We start from the raw sequence: 16,344 nt of genomic DNA, 5'->3' as shown, positions 1-16,344 counted from the left end.
TCCTCGGTCCTCCCCCATGAATGGGGGAGGAAGATGCTGCAATATGTGGGTTGGGAGTTGCATGTGGCAGCATCTCCTTCCCCCATTCATGGGGGAAGGCCGGGATGGGGGACAGCCAGCACGAACCGAGGAGGGGGAAAACGAGCTCTACCCCACCAAATCCCAGCCACGCGCGCGCCACAAATCCGGCAACTGCGCCATATCATCAAAGCGCGTCACCAGCGGATGATCGAGTTCGGGATTGTGCGCATCGGCGCAGTAGTAAAACACCGGAATCCCGGCCGCGATCCCGGCACGCGCGCCCGCTTCGGAATCATCCACCAGAATGCACTTCTCAATCGGCACCTGCATCTGCTCGGCGGCGTGATACATCAATTCCGGATCCGGCTTCCAGTGGTTAATGTCATACCCGCTGTACAGCTTGCCATCGAGATACGGCAGCATGCCGGTCAATCCCAGCGAATGCTGCATCTTCTTCACCGTGCCGTTTGAAACCACACACATTGGTACTTTCACGCGCTCCACCAGCGCTTTGGCACCGGCAATCGGCTTCAAATCGAGATCAAACAATCTCGCCACTTCGGCGCGATAGGCGGTTTCCACTTCTTCGAGTGGCAGTTCAACCTGATGTTCGGCTGCCACATCGCGGATGATGTCGTAGAGCTTTACCCCTTTATACTGCTCAAACATTTGCTGCAGAGAGCGTTCAATACCGTAGCGGGCAAAGGTGTTGACGTAAGCTTGCGTACAGATCACTTCGCTGTCGACCAGCGTGCCGTCGCAATCAAAAAAAATACATTCCACCGACATCGCACATCATCCTTTTGTTAAACAATAAGCTGACACTCTAGCGCACTGAGCGTAGAAAGCGACCCTGAGCAACCGGTTGCGAAAAATCAGTGTTTTGCCGCGCTAAACTCTATAGGATACGCGGCGATAAATTTTTTAGCGGAACAGTGGAATGACTAATCAGGGCCTTTTGCAGCGCATCTTCAAACTGCAGGAACACGGAACCACCGTGCGTACCGAAGTGATTGCCGGTTGCACGACTTTCCTGACGATGGTGTACATCGTTTTCGTTAACCCGCAAATTCTCGGTGTAGCGGGCATGGATACGCAGGCAGTGTTTGTTACTACCTGCTTGATTGCCGCGTTCGGCAGTATTCTGATGGGGCTGGTGGCGAATCTGCCGGTAGCTCTGGCACCGGCGATGGGCCTGAACGCCTTCTTCGCCTTTGTGGTGGTCGGGGCCATGGGATACTCGTGGCAGATTGGTATGGGCGCGATTTTCTGGGGCGCGCTGGGTCTGCTGATCCTCACGCTGCTGCGCGTGCGTTACTGGATGATTGCTAACATTCCGCTCAGCCTGCGTGTTGGCATCACTGCCGGTATTGGTCTGTTTATCGCCATGATGGGGCTGAAAAACGCCGGAATTATCGTGCCAAACGCCGATACCATTGTAGCTGTGGGTAATCTGACCTCACACAGCGTGCTGCTTGGGGCGCTGGGTTTCTTCATCATCGCAATTCTGGCTTCCCGCAATATCCATGCGGCGGTGCTGGTGTCGATTGTGGTGACGACCGCGCTGGGCTTGATCATTGGCGATGTGAAATTCAGCGGCGTGTTCGCCGCTCCGCCAGCGATCACTTCTGTTGTGGGCCAGGTTGATATCAAAGGCGCGTTCAACATCGGCATGGCCGGGGTGATCTTCTCCTTTATGCTGGTGAATCTGTTCGACTCCTCCGGCACGCTGATTGGCGTGACCGATAAAGCCGGGCTGACTGACGAGAAAGGCACTTTCCCGCGCATGAAGCAGGCGCTGTACGTCGATAGCATCAGTTCGGTGACCGGTTCGCTGATTGGTACCTCATCGGTAACCGCCTACATTGAAAGTTCGTCCGGTGTGGCGATCGGCGGTCGTACTGGCTTGATGGCGGTGATCACCGGGATTCTGTTCCTGCTGGTGATGTTCCTGTCACCGCTGGCGGCGATGGTGCCCTCTTATGCGGCGGCGGGTGCGCTGATTTACGTTGGCGTATTGATGACGGCGTCGCTGTCACGCGTGCAGTGGGACGATCTCACCGAAGCGGTGCCAGCGTTTGTTACTGCGGCGATGATGCCGTTCAGCTTCTCGATCACGGAAGGTATCGCGCTGGGCTTTATCTCTTACTGCGTGATGAAGTTGGGAACCGGCCGCTGGCGTGAAATCAGCCCGTGCGTGGTGGTGGTCGCGCTACTGTTCGTGCTGAAAATCGTCTTTATCGATGCCCACTAAACAGTAAAGGCCGCTGATGCGGCCTTTTTTACGGATGTCCCATCTCATGCGGCGTGACCAAACTGGTCAGGCGCAGCGTATGCGGCCCGATATTGGGTTTACTCATCTCGACATCGCGCAGTGCTTGCCACTGCTGCGCGCCATCAATCTCCCACAGATGTAAGCGTTCGGTGCCGGGCGACAGCGCGCACGACCACACCAGCGTGGGCTCAGCATCACACACCGCCTGAATATCGGGGAACACGGTGGAACGCAGCCGACCGGCCGCAGGATGCAAACGCAGTGAATCAATACCGCTATCGGTTTCGCCGGTGAGCTTGAGAATGCTTTGGCGCAGCGTCCAGATTTGCGTCAGCGCTTCCATGAAATCCTGCTGCGCGTTGATCCATGCTTTTTCGCCGGAGGAGAGATCCTGCGTCAGCATATCCTGTGTTTGACGACTGTGAGCGCGCACAATTTCCATATCCAGTCCGGCGCGGCCGCCTTCTTCGGCCAGCAGCACTCCGATAGTGTTTCCGGCGTAGGAGATGCTGAAATCGGGCAGGTTGGCATCGGCAAAACAGGGACGTCCGCTGCTGCTGGTCGTTAGCGTGGGGAGTTCGCGGATACCGTAGACGCGTAACATCAGCTGAGCCAGCAGTTCGCGTGCGGCGAGAAAGCGTCCGCGACGCTTGTCAGCGAAGCGCTGAGCGCTGTTGATTACTTCTTGTGGCACCCGCATGTTCTCAGAAGAAAAGGGCGGATTACCTATCCAACGTACAAAATGACTAGCCATCTGTCGCTCCATGAAAATGGTCGAATAATCATCAGTGCTATTGTAAGAATTTTCTCATGGGTTTGCATCCGGCTTAAGATGGAATAGGCGATATTTCAGATAAGGACGAAGCTATGCGGCAATCCCATTTGGCAACTTTGCATAGAACGCTTTTGCAGAAACCTGCCGGATTGAGTGCCTAACTGTGTGATGTGGTGTAGGATTTGGGCAGTAAAACAGCACATCAAAGTGCGCTAACTCTTCATTCATCTGCCCATTGTGCGCATTGTTAAAACAGGCACGTCGGAGTTTTTTATGTCAGATACCGCTATTTCTCGCCAGGAATCGATCTCGCTTGATGAGTTTCGTCACGGCATGCGTCGCTTAACCGCGGGTGTTTCTCTGGTTACCACCGAATTTCAGGGCGAAAAGCTGGGGCTGATTGCCACGTCGGTCAGTTCGCTGGCGGCTGAGCCACCCAGCCTGCTGGTGTGCGTGAATCGTAGCGCGTCCAGTCATGATGCTTTTATCGCAGCCGGCCATTTTGCCGTTAACGTGCTGCGTGAACAGCATGATGACTTATGTGCCCAGTTCAGCCAATCCTCACGCCGCGCCGAGCGTTTTCAAAACGGTACGTGGCAGACGCTGAATACCGGCGCGCCGATTCTGGCTGATGCGCTGGTGAGTTTTGATTGCCAGCTGGAGAAGGTAGTGGAGTGGAACACGCACAGCGTGCTGCTGGCGCGTATCGTGGGCATTGCTCTGCCAGGTGAAGCGGCAGAGCCGATGATCTACTTCAACAGCGGCTTCCATTCACTGGGATAACCGCTTGAAACGGGCGTCGTGGGCTAAGCCCGACGCCTTTTCTCAATCAGGCAAAGGTGCTGGCTTCATCAAAGCCGAGACGTGGCAGACGCGCGTGCAGTTTGCTGGCTTCGCCATAGCCGAGATTGATCAGTAAGTTCACCTGCCATTTGCTCTCGCTAAAGAAGGCGTCGTTCACTTTTGACGGATCGAAACCGGACATCGGGCCGGCATCCAGGCCCAGCGAACGCGCGGCCAGAATCAAATAACCTGCCTGCAAGCTGCTGTTACGGAACGCGGTCTCTTTCGCCAGATCCGGGCTGCTGGTAAACCAGCTGCGCGCATCACCATGCGGGAACAGCTTCGGCAGCGCTTCGTAGAACTCAGGATCCCACGCCACGATCACCGTTACCGGAGCGGACATGGTTTTGTCGACGTTGCCGGAGGAGAGCGCGGGTTTCAGCTTCTCTTTACCTTCCTGCGATGTCACAAACACAAAACGGCCCGGCGAGCAGTTAGCCGAGGTTGGACCCAGCGCGGTCAGGTGATAGAGCTGCTCCAGCACCTCCCGAGAAACCGGTTTGTCCTGCCAATAGCTGTGGGTGCGGGCTTCAATGAACAGCGTGTTCAGCGCCACGCTGTCGAGCGATGTACTCATGTTTCTCTCCTGTGCAGGCAGCAACTTGCGCCCAATATTTAGCATGAATAATGAATGTACCCAGCAGGACCTGTTCGCCGGGCAATGATCGTTATACTGCAAAGGCGTGGGAGAGCCAAATAACAAAGACGCATGTCTACCGGGCGCCAGATGCGCGTGAATGCGCACCCGACATGAGAACGCCGCAGGCCATTACTTACCAATACAGAAACTGGAGAAAATTCTGCCCAGCAAATCGTCGGAGGTGAATTCACCGGTGATTTCGCTCAGCGCCTGCTGCGCTAACCGTAACTCTTCTGCCAGTAATTCGCCGGCCCACGCACCTAACAGCTGATGCTTGCCCTGCTGCAAGTGGGTTGCGGCTAACTCCAGTGCTTGCAGATGGCGGCGGCGGGCGAGGAATCCGCCTTCCATATTGCCGGCAAATCCCATGCTCTGTTTCAGGTGATCGCGCAGCGCTTCCACACCTTCACCGGTGCGCGCCGAGAGACGAATCAGTGAGTGACCGTTCACTTCAGTGAGACCCAGCACTTCGCCGGTCATATCCGCTTTGTTACGCACCACGGTAATTGGCAGCGCTTCCGGCAAACGGGCAACAAAATCTGGCCAGATGGCGGCGGCTTCAGTCGCGTCTGTGGTGGTGCCATCGACCATAAACAGCACGCGGTCGGCCTGCTCGATCTCCTGCCACGCGCGTTCAATACCAATGCGCTCGACCTCGTCGCTGGCTTCACGTAAACCGGCAGTATCGATGATGTGCAGCGGCATGCCGTCAATATGGATATGCTCGCGCAGGACGTCGCGCGTGGTGCCAGCGATATCAGTCACAATCGCCGCTTCGCGTCCGGCTAAGGCATTCAGCAGGCTCGATTTTCCGGCATTGGGACGACCGGCAATCACCACTTTCATCCCTTCACGTAGCAGGCTGCCCTGACGCGCTTCGGCACGCACGCCGTCGAGGTCGCCGATCACCACATTGAGCTGTGCTTCAATTTTTCCGTCGGAAAGGAAATCGATCTCCTCATCCGGGAAGTCGATGGCCGCTTCCACATAGATGCGCAGGTGAGTAAGTGCTTCCACAAGTGCGTTGATGCGCAGGGAAAACGCGCCCTGCAGCGAGTTTACCGCCGAGCGGGCGGCTTGCTCTGAGCTGGCATCGATCAGATCGGCAATCGCTTCGGCTTGCGCCAAATCGAGCTTGTCGTTAAGGAAGGCGCGTTCGGAGAATTCACCTGGTTGCGCAATGCGTAAGCCGGGCAGCGCCACGATGCGCTTGAGCAGCAGGTCGAGAATCACCGGGCCGCCATGGCCTTGCAGCTCCAGCACATCTTCACCGGTGAAGGAGTTCGGGCCAGGAAACCACAGCGCAATGCCCTGATCCAGCACGCTGCCATCGGCGTCGGTAAAGGGCAGATAGTCGGCATAGCGCGGCTTTGGCAGCTTGCCAAGCACGGCTTGCGCTACCTCAGCGGCTTTGGCGCCGGAGATACGCAGAATGCCAACGCCGCCACGGCCGGGAGGCGTCGCCTGGGCAACGATAGTGTCGCTGTGGCTCATGATTCCACCTTAAACTTTTAGGGTATTAATAAATAAAAATAGGGCGACATAAATGTCGCCCTTTGATTATACGCTGCTGCTGGTCGCAGTCAGGCGTTACGCTTTCTTCTTGTCGCGGCTATGCAGACCACGTTTTTCCAGGCCGCGATAAATCAGCTGCTGCTGGAGAATGGTCACCAGGTTGCTGACGATGTAGTACAGCACCAGACCTGATGGGAACCACAGGAAGAACACGGTGAAGATCACCGGCATGTAGGTCATGATCTTCTGCTGCATCGGATCGGTCACGGTGGTCGGTGACATCTTCTGAATGAAGAACATGGTGATACCCATGATGATCGGCAGAATGTAGTACGGATCCTGCGCTGACAGGTCATGAATCCATAGAATAAACGGCGCATGACGCAGTTCAACCGAGCCTGACAGCATGTAGTACAAGGCCAGGAAGATTGGCATCTGGATAACCAGTGGCAGACAGCCGCCCAGCGGGTTCACTTTCTCCGCCTTATACAGCGCCATCATTTCCTGGCTCTGCTTCTGCTTATCATCGCCCAGACGTTCACGCATCGCCTGAATCTTCGGCTGCAGCATACGCATCTTCGCCATCGAGGTGTACTGCGCTTTAGTCAGCGGGTACATGATGCCACGTACGATGAAGGTGATAACGATAATGGAGAAGCCCCAGTTACCGATAAAGCTGTGGATGAACTTCAGCAGTTTAAACAGCGGCTGCGAGATGAACCACAACCAGCCGTAATCCACGGTCAGATCCAGGTGAGGCGCGATGGCTGCCATCTGGTCCTGAATTTCCGGGCCTACCCACAGCGTTGCGCCGAGATCTTGCTGTGCGCCTGCGCCAACGGTCACAGGAGCAGATTTGTAGCCAATTGCCGCTACGCCATTGCCGAGGTTAGTGGTGTACAGCGTGTTATTACCCTGCGTGCGCGGCACCCAGGCGGTAGCAAAGTACTGCTGCAGCATCGCCACCCAACCATTGCTGGTGGTGGTGTTCAGGTTCTCGTTATCCGCGATGGTGTCGAATTTATATTTTTCGTATTTCGCATCGCTGGTTGAGTACGCTGCGCCACGGAAGGTGTGCAGAGCAAAGTTGTTGCTGCCGGTATCGCGGTGCTTAGGCACGTCGATGGTCTGCTTCAACTGACCAAACATCGACACTTCCAGCGGCTGCTGAGTGGTGTTGTTGATGTTGTAGTCAACGTTTACCGCATACTCACCGCGCTTGAAGACGAAAGTCTTGGTGTAAACCACGCCGTTTTCACCGGTCCAGGTCAACGGTACGCGCAGTTCGCTCTGGCCATCTGCCATCACGAAGCTATCTTGCGAAGTGGTATACAGCGGACGTGCGCCATTGTTCGGGTTATCCGGGCCGTTGCGGCCAGTTAAGCCACTCTGCGCCTGATAAACGAAGGCCGGTGTAGTTTCAAGCAGCTGGAACGGTGCATCTGAACCCAGTTTGTCCGGGTAAGTCAGCAGCTGAGCCTGCTCAATATCGCCACCACGCGTATTGATGTTGAGTGACAGGACATCTGTCTTAACGGTGATCGTTTTGCCCTGTCCGCTAGCCGGCACGCCGGAAGTGGCGGCATCACCCGCTGCGCTGTTTGTGTTTTGCGTGGTCTGGGTTTGCTGTGGCTGCGGAGCGTGGTCCGTCTGCCAGGCTTGCCAGATCATAAAAGACACGAACAGAAAAGCGATGAGAAAGAGATTGCGTTGCGAATCCATCGTTAATGTTCTCTGGTATCAAAGGTTTTTGGCGGCACAGGATCGTCACCACCCGGGTTCAAAGGGTGGCATTTTAATACGCGTTTTATCGTCAACCAACTGCCTTTTACAACGCCAAAGCGGCGCAAGGCCTCAATCCCATACTGCGAACAGGTGGGATGGAACCGGCAATGAGGTCCCAGCAGTGGGCTGATGGCGCGTTGATAAACGCGTATCAGGGCAATCAGGAGCCGCGAGCCAGGCGACAGTGACGACGCCATAGTTTCTCCAACGCTTCCGTCAGCGCACGGTTATCCAGGTCAGCAATCCCTTTTTTAGCCACGATCACAAAATCCATTGCAGGGAGCTCATGTTGACGCAGACGAAAGCTTTCGCGGGTCAATCGCTTGATCCGGTTGCGTTCATGGGCGCGTTTTACATGTTTTTTTGCGACGGTGAGACCGATGCGGGGATGCCCCAGCGCGTTAAGTCGGCCGAGTATGGTGATTTGCGGCGTACCGGCTCGTTGTGGCTGCTGGAAGACGAAAGTGAAATGAGTGGGAGTTAACAAACGTAACTCCCTGGGAAATGCGAGCTTAACCACGAGGGTTAGCTTTATTACTTAGAAACGGTCAGACGAGAACGGCCTTTAGCACGACGACGTGCCAGAACCTGACGACCATTTTTTGTTGCCATACGAGCACGGAAACCGTGTGAACGGTTGCGCTTCAGTACGGACGGTTGAAAAGTGCGTTTCATGGCGATTTCTACCTAAACTTGAAAATTTTCACTGGGTGACGCGTTTTCGGGCCAGTAAATCGACCAACGCCTCAATGTGTCTTTAATAAAGAGGCGGGATTGTAATAATTGTACAGTCCAGAGTCAATTCACTTCGCTGGTCGCGGCACCTGGAAACCCAGATACAGCCCGCTGATTCCGGGCATCAAGGCTTCACGCAATAATGCCGGGTGGGGAATTATACGGGCTGTGGGTTAAAGCGCAAGGATCGCGCAGGATCTTCTTGCGATCAGTTTGCAGATTTGCTGCACGGAAACGAGAGCTTGCCAGAAAAATTAACGCTTTCAGCCACATTAACGCTGGCTTTTTTCGCAGAAAGCGTAAACTCATTATCACTTCAGTAGCCTGTGGATAAATTGGATCAAAACTGTGTAGAAAGGGAAGATCTCTGTGCAGCTTTACGTTATGATCCGCCCTTCCGCTGACGATCCTCGCTGCGATCGCCGGGGAAGACTACCGCGAATAGCGGTCGCAGGCGCTTTCCAACCGTCTGTGTCTAAAAATTACGTTTCTATTTATTAGCGCCTAAAATTCTTATCGATTTTGTACGAGTGGAGTCCGCCGTGTCACTTACGCTTTGGCAACAGTGTCTTGCCCGTTTGCAGGATGAGCTTCCTGCCACCGAATTCAGCATGTGGATTCGTCCGCTGCAAGCTGAATTAAACGACAATACGCTGACCTTGTATGCACCAAATCGGTTTGTACTCGACTGGGTTAGAGATAAATATCTCAATAGTATCAATGGGCTGCTGAATGAATTCTGCGGTGCAAATGTGCCTTTACTGCGTTTCGAAGTCGGTACGCGCCCTGCAGCACAGGTCACCACTAACCAACCGGCGATGGCCAGTTACAATGCGCCCGCGCCGATCGAAAATCGTCCGGCACCCGCGCAAATTTTGCGTCCAAGTTGGGATTCCGTTCCCGCACCGGCCGATGTGACTTACCGCTCCAATGTGAATAACCGTCATAACTTCGACAACTTCGTTGAAGGTAAATCGAACCAGCTGGCGCGCGCGGCGGCACGTCAGGTGGCGGATAATCCTGGCGGCGCTTATAACCCACTGTTCCTTTATGGCGGCACCGGCCTGGGTAAAACTCACCTGTTGCACGCGGTGGGTAACGGCATTATTGCGCGCAAGCCTAATGCCAAAGTGGTGTACATGCACTCTGAGCGTTTTGTGCAGGACATGGTTAAAGCCTTGCAGAACAACGCCATTGAAGAGTTTAAGCGTTACTACCGCTCGGTTGATGCGCTGCTGATCGATGACATTCAATTCTTTGCCAATAAAGAGCGCTCGCAGGAAGAGTTCTTCCATACCTTCAACGCGCTGCTGGAAGGCAATCAACAGATCATCCTGACCTCGGATCGCTATCCAAAAGAGATCAACGGCGTAGAAGATCGCCTGAAATCACGTTTTGGTTGGGGATTAACGGTGGCGATCGAGCCGCCTGAACTGGAAACGCGTGTCGCGATCCTGATGAAGAAAGCCGATGAAAACGATATTCGCCTGCCGGGTGAAGTCGCCTTCTTTATTGCTAAGCGTTTGCGTTCTAATGTCCGCGAGCTGGAAGGCGCGCTGAACCGCGTGATTGCCAACGCGAACTTTACCGGTCGCGCGATTACCATCGATTTCGTGCGCGAAGCGCTGCGCGATCTGCTGGCGCTGCAGGAAAAGCTGGTCACCATCGATAATATTCAGAAAACGGTGGCCGAGTATTACAAAATTAAAGTGGCGGATTTGCTGTCGAAACGCCGTTCGCGTTCGGTAGCGCGTCCGCGCCAGATGGCGATGGCGATGGCGAAAGAGCTCACCAATCACAGCTTGCCGGAGATTGGCGATGCGTTTGGTGGTCGCGACCATACTACCGTGCTTCACGCTTGCCGTAAAATCGAGCAGCTGCGTGAAGAAAGCCACGACATTAAAGAAGATTTCTCTAACCTCATTCGAACACTATCTTCCTGACGCATATGAAATTTATTGTAGAACGTGAGCAGTTACTGAAGCCACTGCAACAGGTTAGCGGTCCACTTGGCGGACGCCCGACGCTGCCAATCCTCGGAAATTTACTGCTGCAAGTAAGCGAAGGCTCGCTGCGCTTGACCGGTACCGATCTGGAAATGGAAATGGTAGCCCGTGTTGCGCTGACGCAGCCACACGAGCCGGGCGCCACCACGGTTCCTGCGCGTAAATTCCTCGATATTTGCCGCGGTTTGCCGGAAGGCGCTGAGATCAGCCTGACGCTGGAAGGCGACAGAATGCTGGTGCGTTCTGGCCGCAGCCGTTTCTCGCTGTCAACGCTGCCCGCCAGCGACTTCCCGAATCTGGATGACTGGCAGAGCGAGGTGGAATTCACCTTGCCGCAGGCGACGCTGAAACGCCTGATTGAAGCCACGCAGTTCTCAATGGCGCATCAGGATGTGCGTTATTACCTCAACGGTATGCTGTTCGAAACCGAAGGCGAAGAGTTGCGTACCGTCGCTACCGATGGTCACCGCCTTGCCGTATGCTCCATGCCGATTGGTCAGGCGCTGCCAAACCATTCGGTGATCGTGCCGCGTAAAGGGGTGATTGAGTTGATGCGTTTGCTCGACGGTGGCGAAACGCCGCTGCAGGTGCAAATCGGCAGCAGCAACATCCGCGCACACGTTGGCGACTTTATTTTTACGTCGAAGCTGGTTGATGGCCGTTTCCCGGATTATCGCCGCGTATTGCCGAAGAATCCCGACAAAGCGCTGGAAGCCGGCTGTGATATTTTAAAACAGGCGTTTGCGCGTGCGGCGATTCTCTCGAATGAGAAATTCCGCGGTGTTCGCATCTATATCACCGAAAATCAGCTTAAAATTACGGCGAATAACCCAGAGCAGGAAGAAGCGGAAGAGATGCTGGATGTCTCTTACAACGGCACCGATCTGGAGATTGGCTTCAACGTCAGTTACGTGCTGGATGTGTTGAATGCGCTCAAGTGCGAGAACGTGCGTTTGCTGCTGACCGATGGCGTATCGAGCGTGCAGATTGAGGATGTGGCCAGTCCGGCTGCAGCCTACGTCGTGATGCCAATGCGCTTGTGATCCTTATCGGGCTAACTTACTCGCTATTTTGCGCCCGGGCAGTGCTCGTCCCTGGTCACATACTTCAGTATGCTCCCAGGGCCTGCGCGCTGGCCGTGCACAAACTAGCTTCGACGTTAACGCCCTTGATTGTTGATGTTAGGTAAAACCCTCTCCTACCGTTCTCGCTGGATTGTTTATGGCTTTAACCCGCCTCCTGATTAAAGATTTTCGCAATATCGAGCAGGCCGATCTGGCTTTGGCGCCGGGATTTAATTTCCTTGTCGGTGCCAACGGCAGCGGTAAAACCAGCGTGCTGGAGGCGATTTACACGCTGGGGCACGGTCGCGCATTTCGCAGTTTGCAAGCGGGCCGTGTGATTCGTCACGATCAGGACGCCTTTGTGCTGCACGGCCGCATTGAAGGCAGCGAACGTGAAATGTCGGTCGGTCTGACCAAGAATCGCGCTGGCGACAGCAAAGTGCGTATTGATGGCAGCGATGGTCACAAAGTCGCCGAGTTGGCGCAGCTGCTGCCGATGCAGCTGATTACGCCGGAAGGATTTACCCTGCTCAATGGCGGTCCAAAATACCGTCGTGCCTACATCGATTGGGGCTGCTTTCACGCCTCGCCTGGTTTTTTCCATGCCTGGAGCAATTTGCGTCGCCTGCTGAAACAGCGCAATGCGGCGCTGCGTCAGGTTTCGCGCTACAGCCAGATTCGTCCCTGGGATCAGGAACTGGTGCCGCTGGCCGAACAGATCAGCGCCTGGCGCGCCGAATACAGCGCGGCGATTTCCCGCGAGATCATCGCCACCTGCGGTCAGTTTTTACCGGAGTTTGCGTTGACGTTCTCTTTCCAGCGCGGCTGGGATAAAGAGAGCGACTACGCCGAACTGCTGGAACGCAATTTCGAGCGCGACCGCGCGCTCACGTATACCGCCAGCGGCCCGCATAAAGCCGATTTTCGCATTCGTGCTGAGGGCACGCCGGTGGAAGACTTACTCTCACGCGGCCAGTTAAAACTGCTGATGTGCGCGCTGCGCTTAGCGCAGGGCGAATACCTGACGCGCAGCAGCGGACAACGCTGTTTGTATTTGATTGATGACTTTGCCTCAGAGCTGGATGACACCCGTCGTCGGCTGTTAGCTGAACGCCTAAAAGCCACGCAGGCTCAAGTATTTGTCAGCGCCATTGGTGTCGAGCATGTAATCGACATGAGTGATGAAAAGGGCAAGATGTTCCGCGTGGAACAGGGTAAAATAGTGGTTCAACCTGAAGATTAAATGAGCGAGAAACGTTGATGTCGAATTCTTATGACTCCTCAAGTATCAAAGTCCTGAAAGGGCTTGATGCGGTACGCAAACGCCCGGGTATGTACATCGGCGATACGGATGACGGCACCGGTCTGCATCACATGGTATTCGAAGTCGTGGATAACGCAATCGACGAAGCGCTCGCCGGTCACTGTAGTGATATTACCGTTACTATTCATGCAGATAACTCTGTCTCGGTGCAAGATGATGGCCGTGGTATTCCTACCGGCATTCACCCGGAAGAGGGAGTCTCTGCTGCTGAAGTGATCATGACCGTCCTGCACGCAGGCGGTAAATTTGATGATAACTCATATAAAGTTTCCGGTGGTCTACATGGCGTTGGCGTTTCAGTCGTAAACGCCCTGTCACAGAAGCTGGAGCTGACCATTCGCCGTGAAGGCAAAGTGCATCAGCAGGTTTATCAGCACGGCGTGCCGCAGGCACCGCTGGCGGTGTCCGGTGATACCGATGCAACCGGTACTCGCGTGCGTTTCTGGCCGAGCTACGAAACCTTCACCAATGTGATTGAGTTTGAGTACGAAATCCTGGCGAAACGCCTGCGTGAACTGTCGTTCCTGAACTCTGGCGTTTCGATTCGTCTGGAAGACAAACGCGACGGCAAGAACGATCACTTCCACTACGAAGGCGGCATCAAGGCGTTCGTTGAGTATCTCAACAAGAACAAAACCCCGATTCACCCAACGGTGTTCTACTTCTCGACGGAGAAAGATGGCATTGGCGTGGAAGTGGCGCTGCAGTGGAACGATGGTTTCCAGGAAAACATCTACTGCTTCACCAACAACATTCCACAGCGCGACGGCGGTACGCACCTGGCGGGCTTCCGTGCGGCAATGACGCGTACGCTGAATGCCTACATGGATAAAGAAGGCTACAGCAAAAAAGCCAAAGTCAGTGCGACCGGTGACGATGCGCGTGAAGGCCTGATTGCAGTGGTTTCCGTGAAAGTGCCGGATCCGAAATTCTCTTCTCAGACCAAAGATAAGCTGGTCTCTTCTGAAGTGAAATCGGCGGTTGAGCAGCAGATGAACGAACTGCTGGCGGAATACCTGCTGGAAAACCCGTCTGACGCGAAAATCGTGGTTGGCAAAATCATCGATGCAGCGCGTGCGCGTGAAGCTGCCCGCCGTGCTCGTGAGATGACGCGCCGCAAAGGCGCGCTGGATTTGGCCGGTCTGCCGGGCAAACTGGCCGACTGTCAGGAGCGCGATCCGGCGCTGTCTGAAATCTACCTGGTGGAGGGTGACTCTGCAGGCGGATCAGCCAAACAGGGTCGTAACCGTAAGAATCAGGCGATTCTGCCGCTGAAGGGTAAAATCCTGAACGTGGAGAAAGCGCGTTTCGACAAGATGCTCGCTTCGCAGGAAGTAGCCACGCTGATCACCGCGCTGGGCTGTGGTATCGGTCGTGACGAATACAATCCGGACAAACTGCGTTATCACAGCATCATCATCATGACCGATGCGGACGTCGACGGCTCGCACATTCGTACGCTGCTGTTGACCTTCTTCTACCGTCAGATGCCAGAAATCGTCGAACGTGGTCACGTCTATATTGCGCAGCCGCCACTGTACAAAGTGAAGAAAGGCAAGCAAGAACAGTATATTAAAGACGACGAAGCGATGGATCAGTATCAGATTTCCATCGCCCTCGACGGCGCAACGCTGCACACCAACGCCAGCGCACCGGCGTTAGGCGGCCAGCCGCTGGAAACGCTGGTGGCGGATTTCAACGGCACGCAGCGCATGATCAAACGTATGGAGCGCCGTTTCCCTACGGCTCTGCTGCGCGGCCTGATCTACCATCCAACCTTGAGCGACCTCAGCGATGAAGCCGCTGTGAAAGGCTGGATCGACGGTTTAGTGGCGTATCTGACCGAACGTGAAGCACACGGAAGCAGCTATCTGGCCCATGTCCGCGCCAACCATGAGCAGAAGTTTGAACCGGTGCTGCGTGTGCGCACGCACGGCGTTGATACCGATTATCCGCTGGATAGCGAATTCATCGATGGACCGGAATACCGCAAAATCTGTGCGCTGGGCGAGCAGCTGCGCGGCCTGATCGAAGAAGATGCCTATATCGAACGTGGCGAACGTCGTCAGCCGGTCACCAGCTTCGAGCAGGCGATTGAGTGGCTGGTGAAAGAGTCGCGTCGCGGTCTGTCAGTCCAGCGTTATAAAGGTTTGGGTGAGATGAACCCAGAGCAGCTGTGGGAAACCACCATGGATCCCGATAGCCGCCGCATGTTGCGCGTGACCATCAAGGATGCGATTGCTGCCGATCAGCTGTTCACCACCTTGATGGGCGATGCGGTAGAACCGCGCCGCGCCTTCATCGAAGAGAATGCGCTGAAAGCCGCCAACATCGATATCTGATCGACACGGCAACACGTAAAAACCCTTCCCTGGTGGAAGGGTTTTTTGTTTTCCGCCCGGCAAAACGCGCAAAGCCCGCTGCGGTAAAAAATCTGAATGGGGCGCGAAACTGGTCAATGTGAGCTGAATCGCGCTAGCATTGATCAAAACCCTGACTCAATGAGGACGTTATGGCTATAAAACTGGTTGCAATCGATATGGACGGCACGCTACTCAATCCGCAGCACGAGATCACGCCTGCCGTTAAATCGGCCATTGAACGCGCGCATAAAAAAGGTGTGATGGTGGTGCTCACCACCGGCCGTCCGTTTGTCGGTATTCAGCGCTATCTGATGGAGCTGAATCTGGTTGATGAAGGCCAATATTGCATCAGCTATAACGGTGCGCTGGTGCATCGCGCTAATGATGGCGAGTGCGTCGCGGAAATCACCTTGGGTTTCGACGACTATCTGTATATCGAACAGCTGGCGCGCGATCTTGGCGTCCACTTCCAGGCCTTCGATAAATCTTTCCTTTATACGCCGAACAAAGACATCAGTGAGTTCACCATCCACGAAGCGAGCCTGACCGGCATTCCGGTGCGCTATCGTTCTGTGGAAGAGATGGATCGCGCTACGCGTTTCCCTAAGCTGATGATGATCGATAAGCCCGATCTGCTGGATTCTGCCATTCAGCGCTTGCCGCAGCAGGCGCGTGACAACTACACCATCCTCAAAAGCGCACCTTATTATCTCGAAATCCTCGATGCCCGCGTGAATAAAGGGCAAGGCGTGAAAATGCTGGCTGAGAAGCTCGGCCTGGCGCGTGAAGAGGTGATGGCGATTGGCGATCAGGAAAACGATCTGGCGATGATTGAGTATGCAGGAACCGGCGTAGCAATGGGCAATGCGATTGATTCCGTGAAGAAAATCGCGCAGTTCATTACCAAAACCAACATGGAACACGGCGTAGCGCACGCCATTGAAGAGCTGGTGCTGTAAACCCTCGTTATTCCTCGTCACGCTGTTTTTAGGTCGCCA

General features: G+C 54.9%; 15 protein-coding genes. 7 read left to right on the top strand and 8 right to left on the bottom strand.

Going from position 1 to position 16,344, the window contains the following annotated elements; genetic code table 11:
* Positions 1-147 precede the first annotated feature (147 nt).
* Positions 148-810, bottom strand: a complete 663-nt coding sequence (yieH, locus tag MWH02_RS15620) for a 6-phosphogluconate phosphatase (RefSeq protein WP_192414277.1) — start codon at positions 808-810, stop codon at positions 148-150.
* Between the two features lie 151 nt (positions 811-961).
* Between yieH and MWH02_RS15615 the strand changes: the two genes are divergently transcribed.
* Positions 962-2,275 (top strand): NCS2 family permease, encoded by a 1,314-nt coding sequence (locus MWH02_RS15615; protein WP_101763902.1) that lies wholly within the window; start codon positions 962-964, stop codon positions 2,273-2,275.
* Positions 2,276-2,303: 28 nt separating this feature from the next.
* On the opposite strand, the gene MWH02_RS15610 is transcribed toward MWH02_RS15615, so the two are convergent.
* Positions 2,304-3,050, bottom strand: coding sequence for a 4'-phosphopantetheinyl transferase family protein (locus tag MWH02_RS15610; RefSeq protein WP_271460979.1), 747 nt, complete (start codon positions 3,048-3,050; stop codon positions 2,304-2,306).
* 294 nt (positions 3,051-3,344) lie between these two features.
* Here MWH02_RS15610 and MWH02_RS15605 point away from each other — a divergent pair, with 294 nt between their 5' ends.
* Positions 3,345-3,854, top strand: a complete 510-nt coding sequence (locus MWH02_RS15605) for a flavin reductase family protein (RefSeq protein ID WP_101763900.1) — start codon at positions 3,345-3,347, stop codon at positions 3,852-3,854.
* Between the two features lie 46 nt (positions 3,855-3,900).
* On the opposite strand, the gene MWH02_RS15600 is transcribed toward MWH02_RS15605, so the two are convergent.
* The 6 genes from MWH02_RS15600 to rpmH all read right to left on the bottom strand — a co-directional run bounded on the left by MWH02_RS15600 (position 3,901) and on the right by rpmH (position 8,529).
* The gene (locus MWH02_RS15600; RefSeq protein ID WP_101763899.1) at positions 3,901-4,491 is read right to left on the bottom strand and encodes a malonic semialdehyde reductase; all 591 of its coding nucleotides are present in this window, start codon (positions 4,489-4,491) and stop codon (positions 3,901-3,903) included.
* A gap of 192 nt (positions 4,492-4,683) precedes the next feature.
* Complete coding sequence (mnmE, locus tag MWH02_RS15595; protein WP_008105304.1) at positions 4,684-6,048, bottom strand: tRNA uridine-5-carboxymethylaminomethyl(34) synthesis GTPase MnmE; 1,365 nt, start codon at positions 6,046-6,048, stop codon at positions 4,684-4,686.
* Positions 6,049-6,144: 96 nt separating this feature from the next.
* Positions 6,145-7,791 carry a membrane protein insertase YidC gene (yidC, locus tag MWH02_RS15590; RefSeq protein WP_137386829.1) on the bottom strand — a complete coding sequence of 549 codons (1,647 nt, stop codon included), beginning with the start codon at positions 7,789-7,791 and terminating at the stop codon, positions 6,145-6,147.
* A 2-nt stretch (positions 7,792-7,793) separates the two neighbouring features.
* A complete protein-coding gene (gene yidD, locus MWH02_RS15585; protein WP_007893564.1) occupies positions 7,794-8,051 on the bottom strand; it encodes a membrane protein insertion efficiency factor YidD in 258 nt (85 codons plus the stop codon).
* Entirely contained in the window at positions 8,015-8,374 is a 360-nt protein-coding gene (gene rnpA, locus MWH02_RS15580) for a ribonuclease P protein component (protein ID WP_036648555.1), read from the bottom strand. Before rnpA ends, yidD begins: the two co-directional genes overlap by 37 nt.
* A 14-nt stretch (positions 8,375-8,388) precedes the next feature.
* Positions 8,389-8,529 carry a 50S ribosomal protein L34 gene (gene rpmH, locus MWH02_RS15575; RefSeq protein ID WP_003849659.1) on the bottom strand — a complete coding sequence of 47 codons (141 nt, stop codon included), beginning with the start codon at positions 8,527-8,529 and terminating at the stop codon, positions 8,389-8,391.
* Between the two features lie 602 nt (positions 8,530-9,131).
* Here rpmH and dnaA point away from each other — a divergent pair.
* From dnaA to yidA, 5 genes are all read left to right on the top strand, one after another.
* Entirely contained in the window at positions 9,132-10,532 is a 1,401-nt protein-coding gene (gene dnaA, locus MWH02_RS15570; RefSeq protein WP_101763897.1) for a chromosomal replication initiator protein DnaA, read from the top strand.
* A 5-nt stretch (positions 10,533-10,537) separates the two neighbouring features.
* Positions 10,538-11,638: a DNA polymerase III subunit beta gene (gene dnaN / locus MWH02_RS15565; protein ID WP_008105300.1), complete on the top strand. Its 1,101-nt coding sequence runs from the start codon at positions 10,538-10,540 to the stop codon at positions 11,636-11,638.
* A 178-nt stretch (positions 11,639-11,816) separates the two neighbouring features.
* A complete protein-coding gene (recF, locus tag MWH02_RS15560; RefSeq protein ID WP_101763896.1) occupies positions 11,817-12,902 on the top strand; it encodes a DNA replication/repair protein RecF in 1,086 nt (361 codons plus the stop codon).
* A gap of 17 nt (positions 12,903-12,919) precedes the next feature.
* Positions 12,920-15,325: a DNA topoisomerase (ATP-hydrolyzing) subunit B gene (gene gyrB, locus MWH02_RS15555; RefSeq protein ID WP_101763895.1), complete on the top strand. Its 2,406-nt coding sequence runs from the start codon at positions 12,920-12,922 to the stop codon at positions 15,323-15,325.
* Positions 15,326-15,495: 170 nt separating this feature from the next.
* The gene (gene yidA, locus MWH02_RS15550) at positions 15,496-16,305 is read left to right on the top strand and encodes a sugar-phosphatase (RefSeq protein ID WP_110868242.1); all 810 of its coding nucleotides are present in this window, start codon (positions 15,496-15,498) and stop codon (positions 16,303-16,305) included.
* The last annotated feature ends 39 nt before the right edge of the window (positions 16,306-16,344 follow it).

Source organism: Pantoea leporis (genome assembly GCF_028048155.1).
In the GTDB taxonomy this organism is placed as follows: Bacteria; Pseudomonadota; Gammaproteobacteria; order Enterobacterales; family Enterobacteriaceae; genus Pantoea; species Pantoea leporis.
The sequence above is the reverse complement of the archived record's forward strand: the minus strand, read 5'-3'. Positions and strand labels throughout refer to the sequence as shown.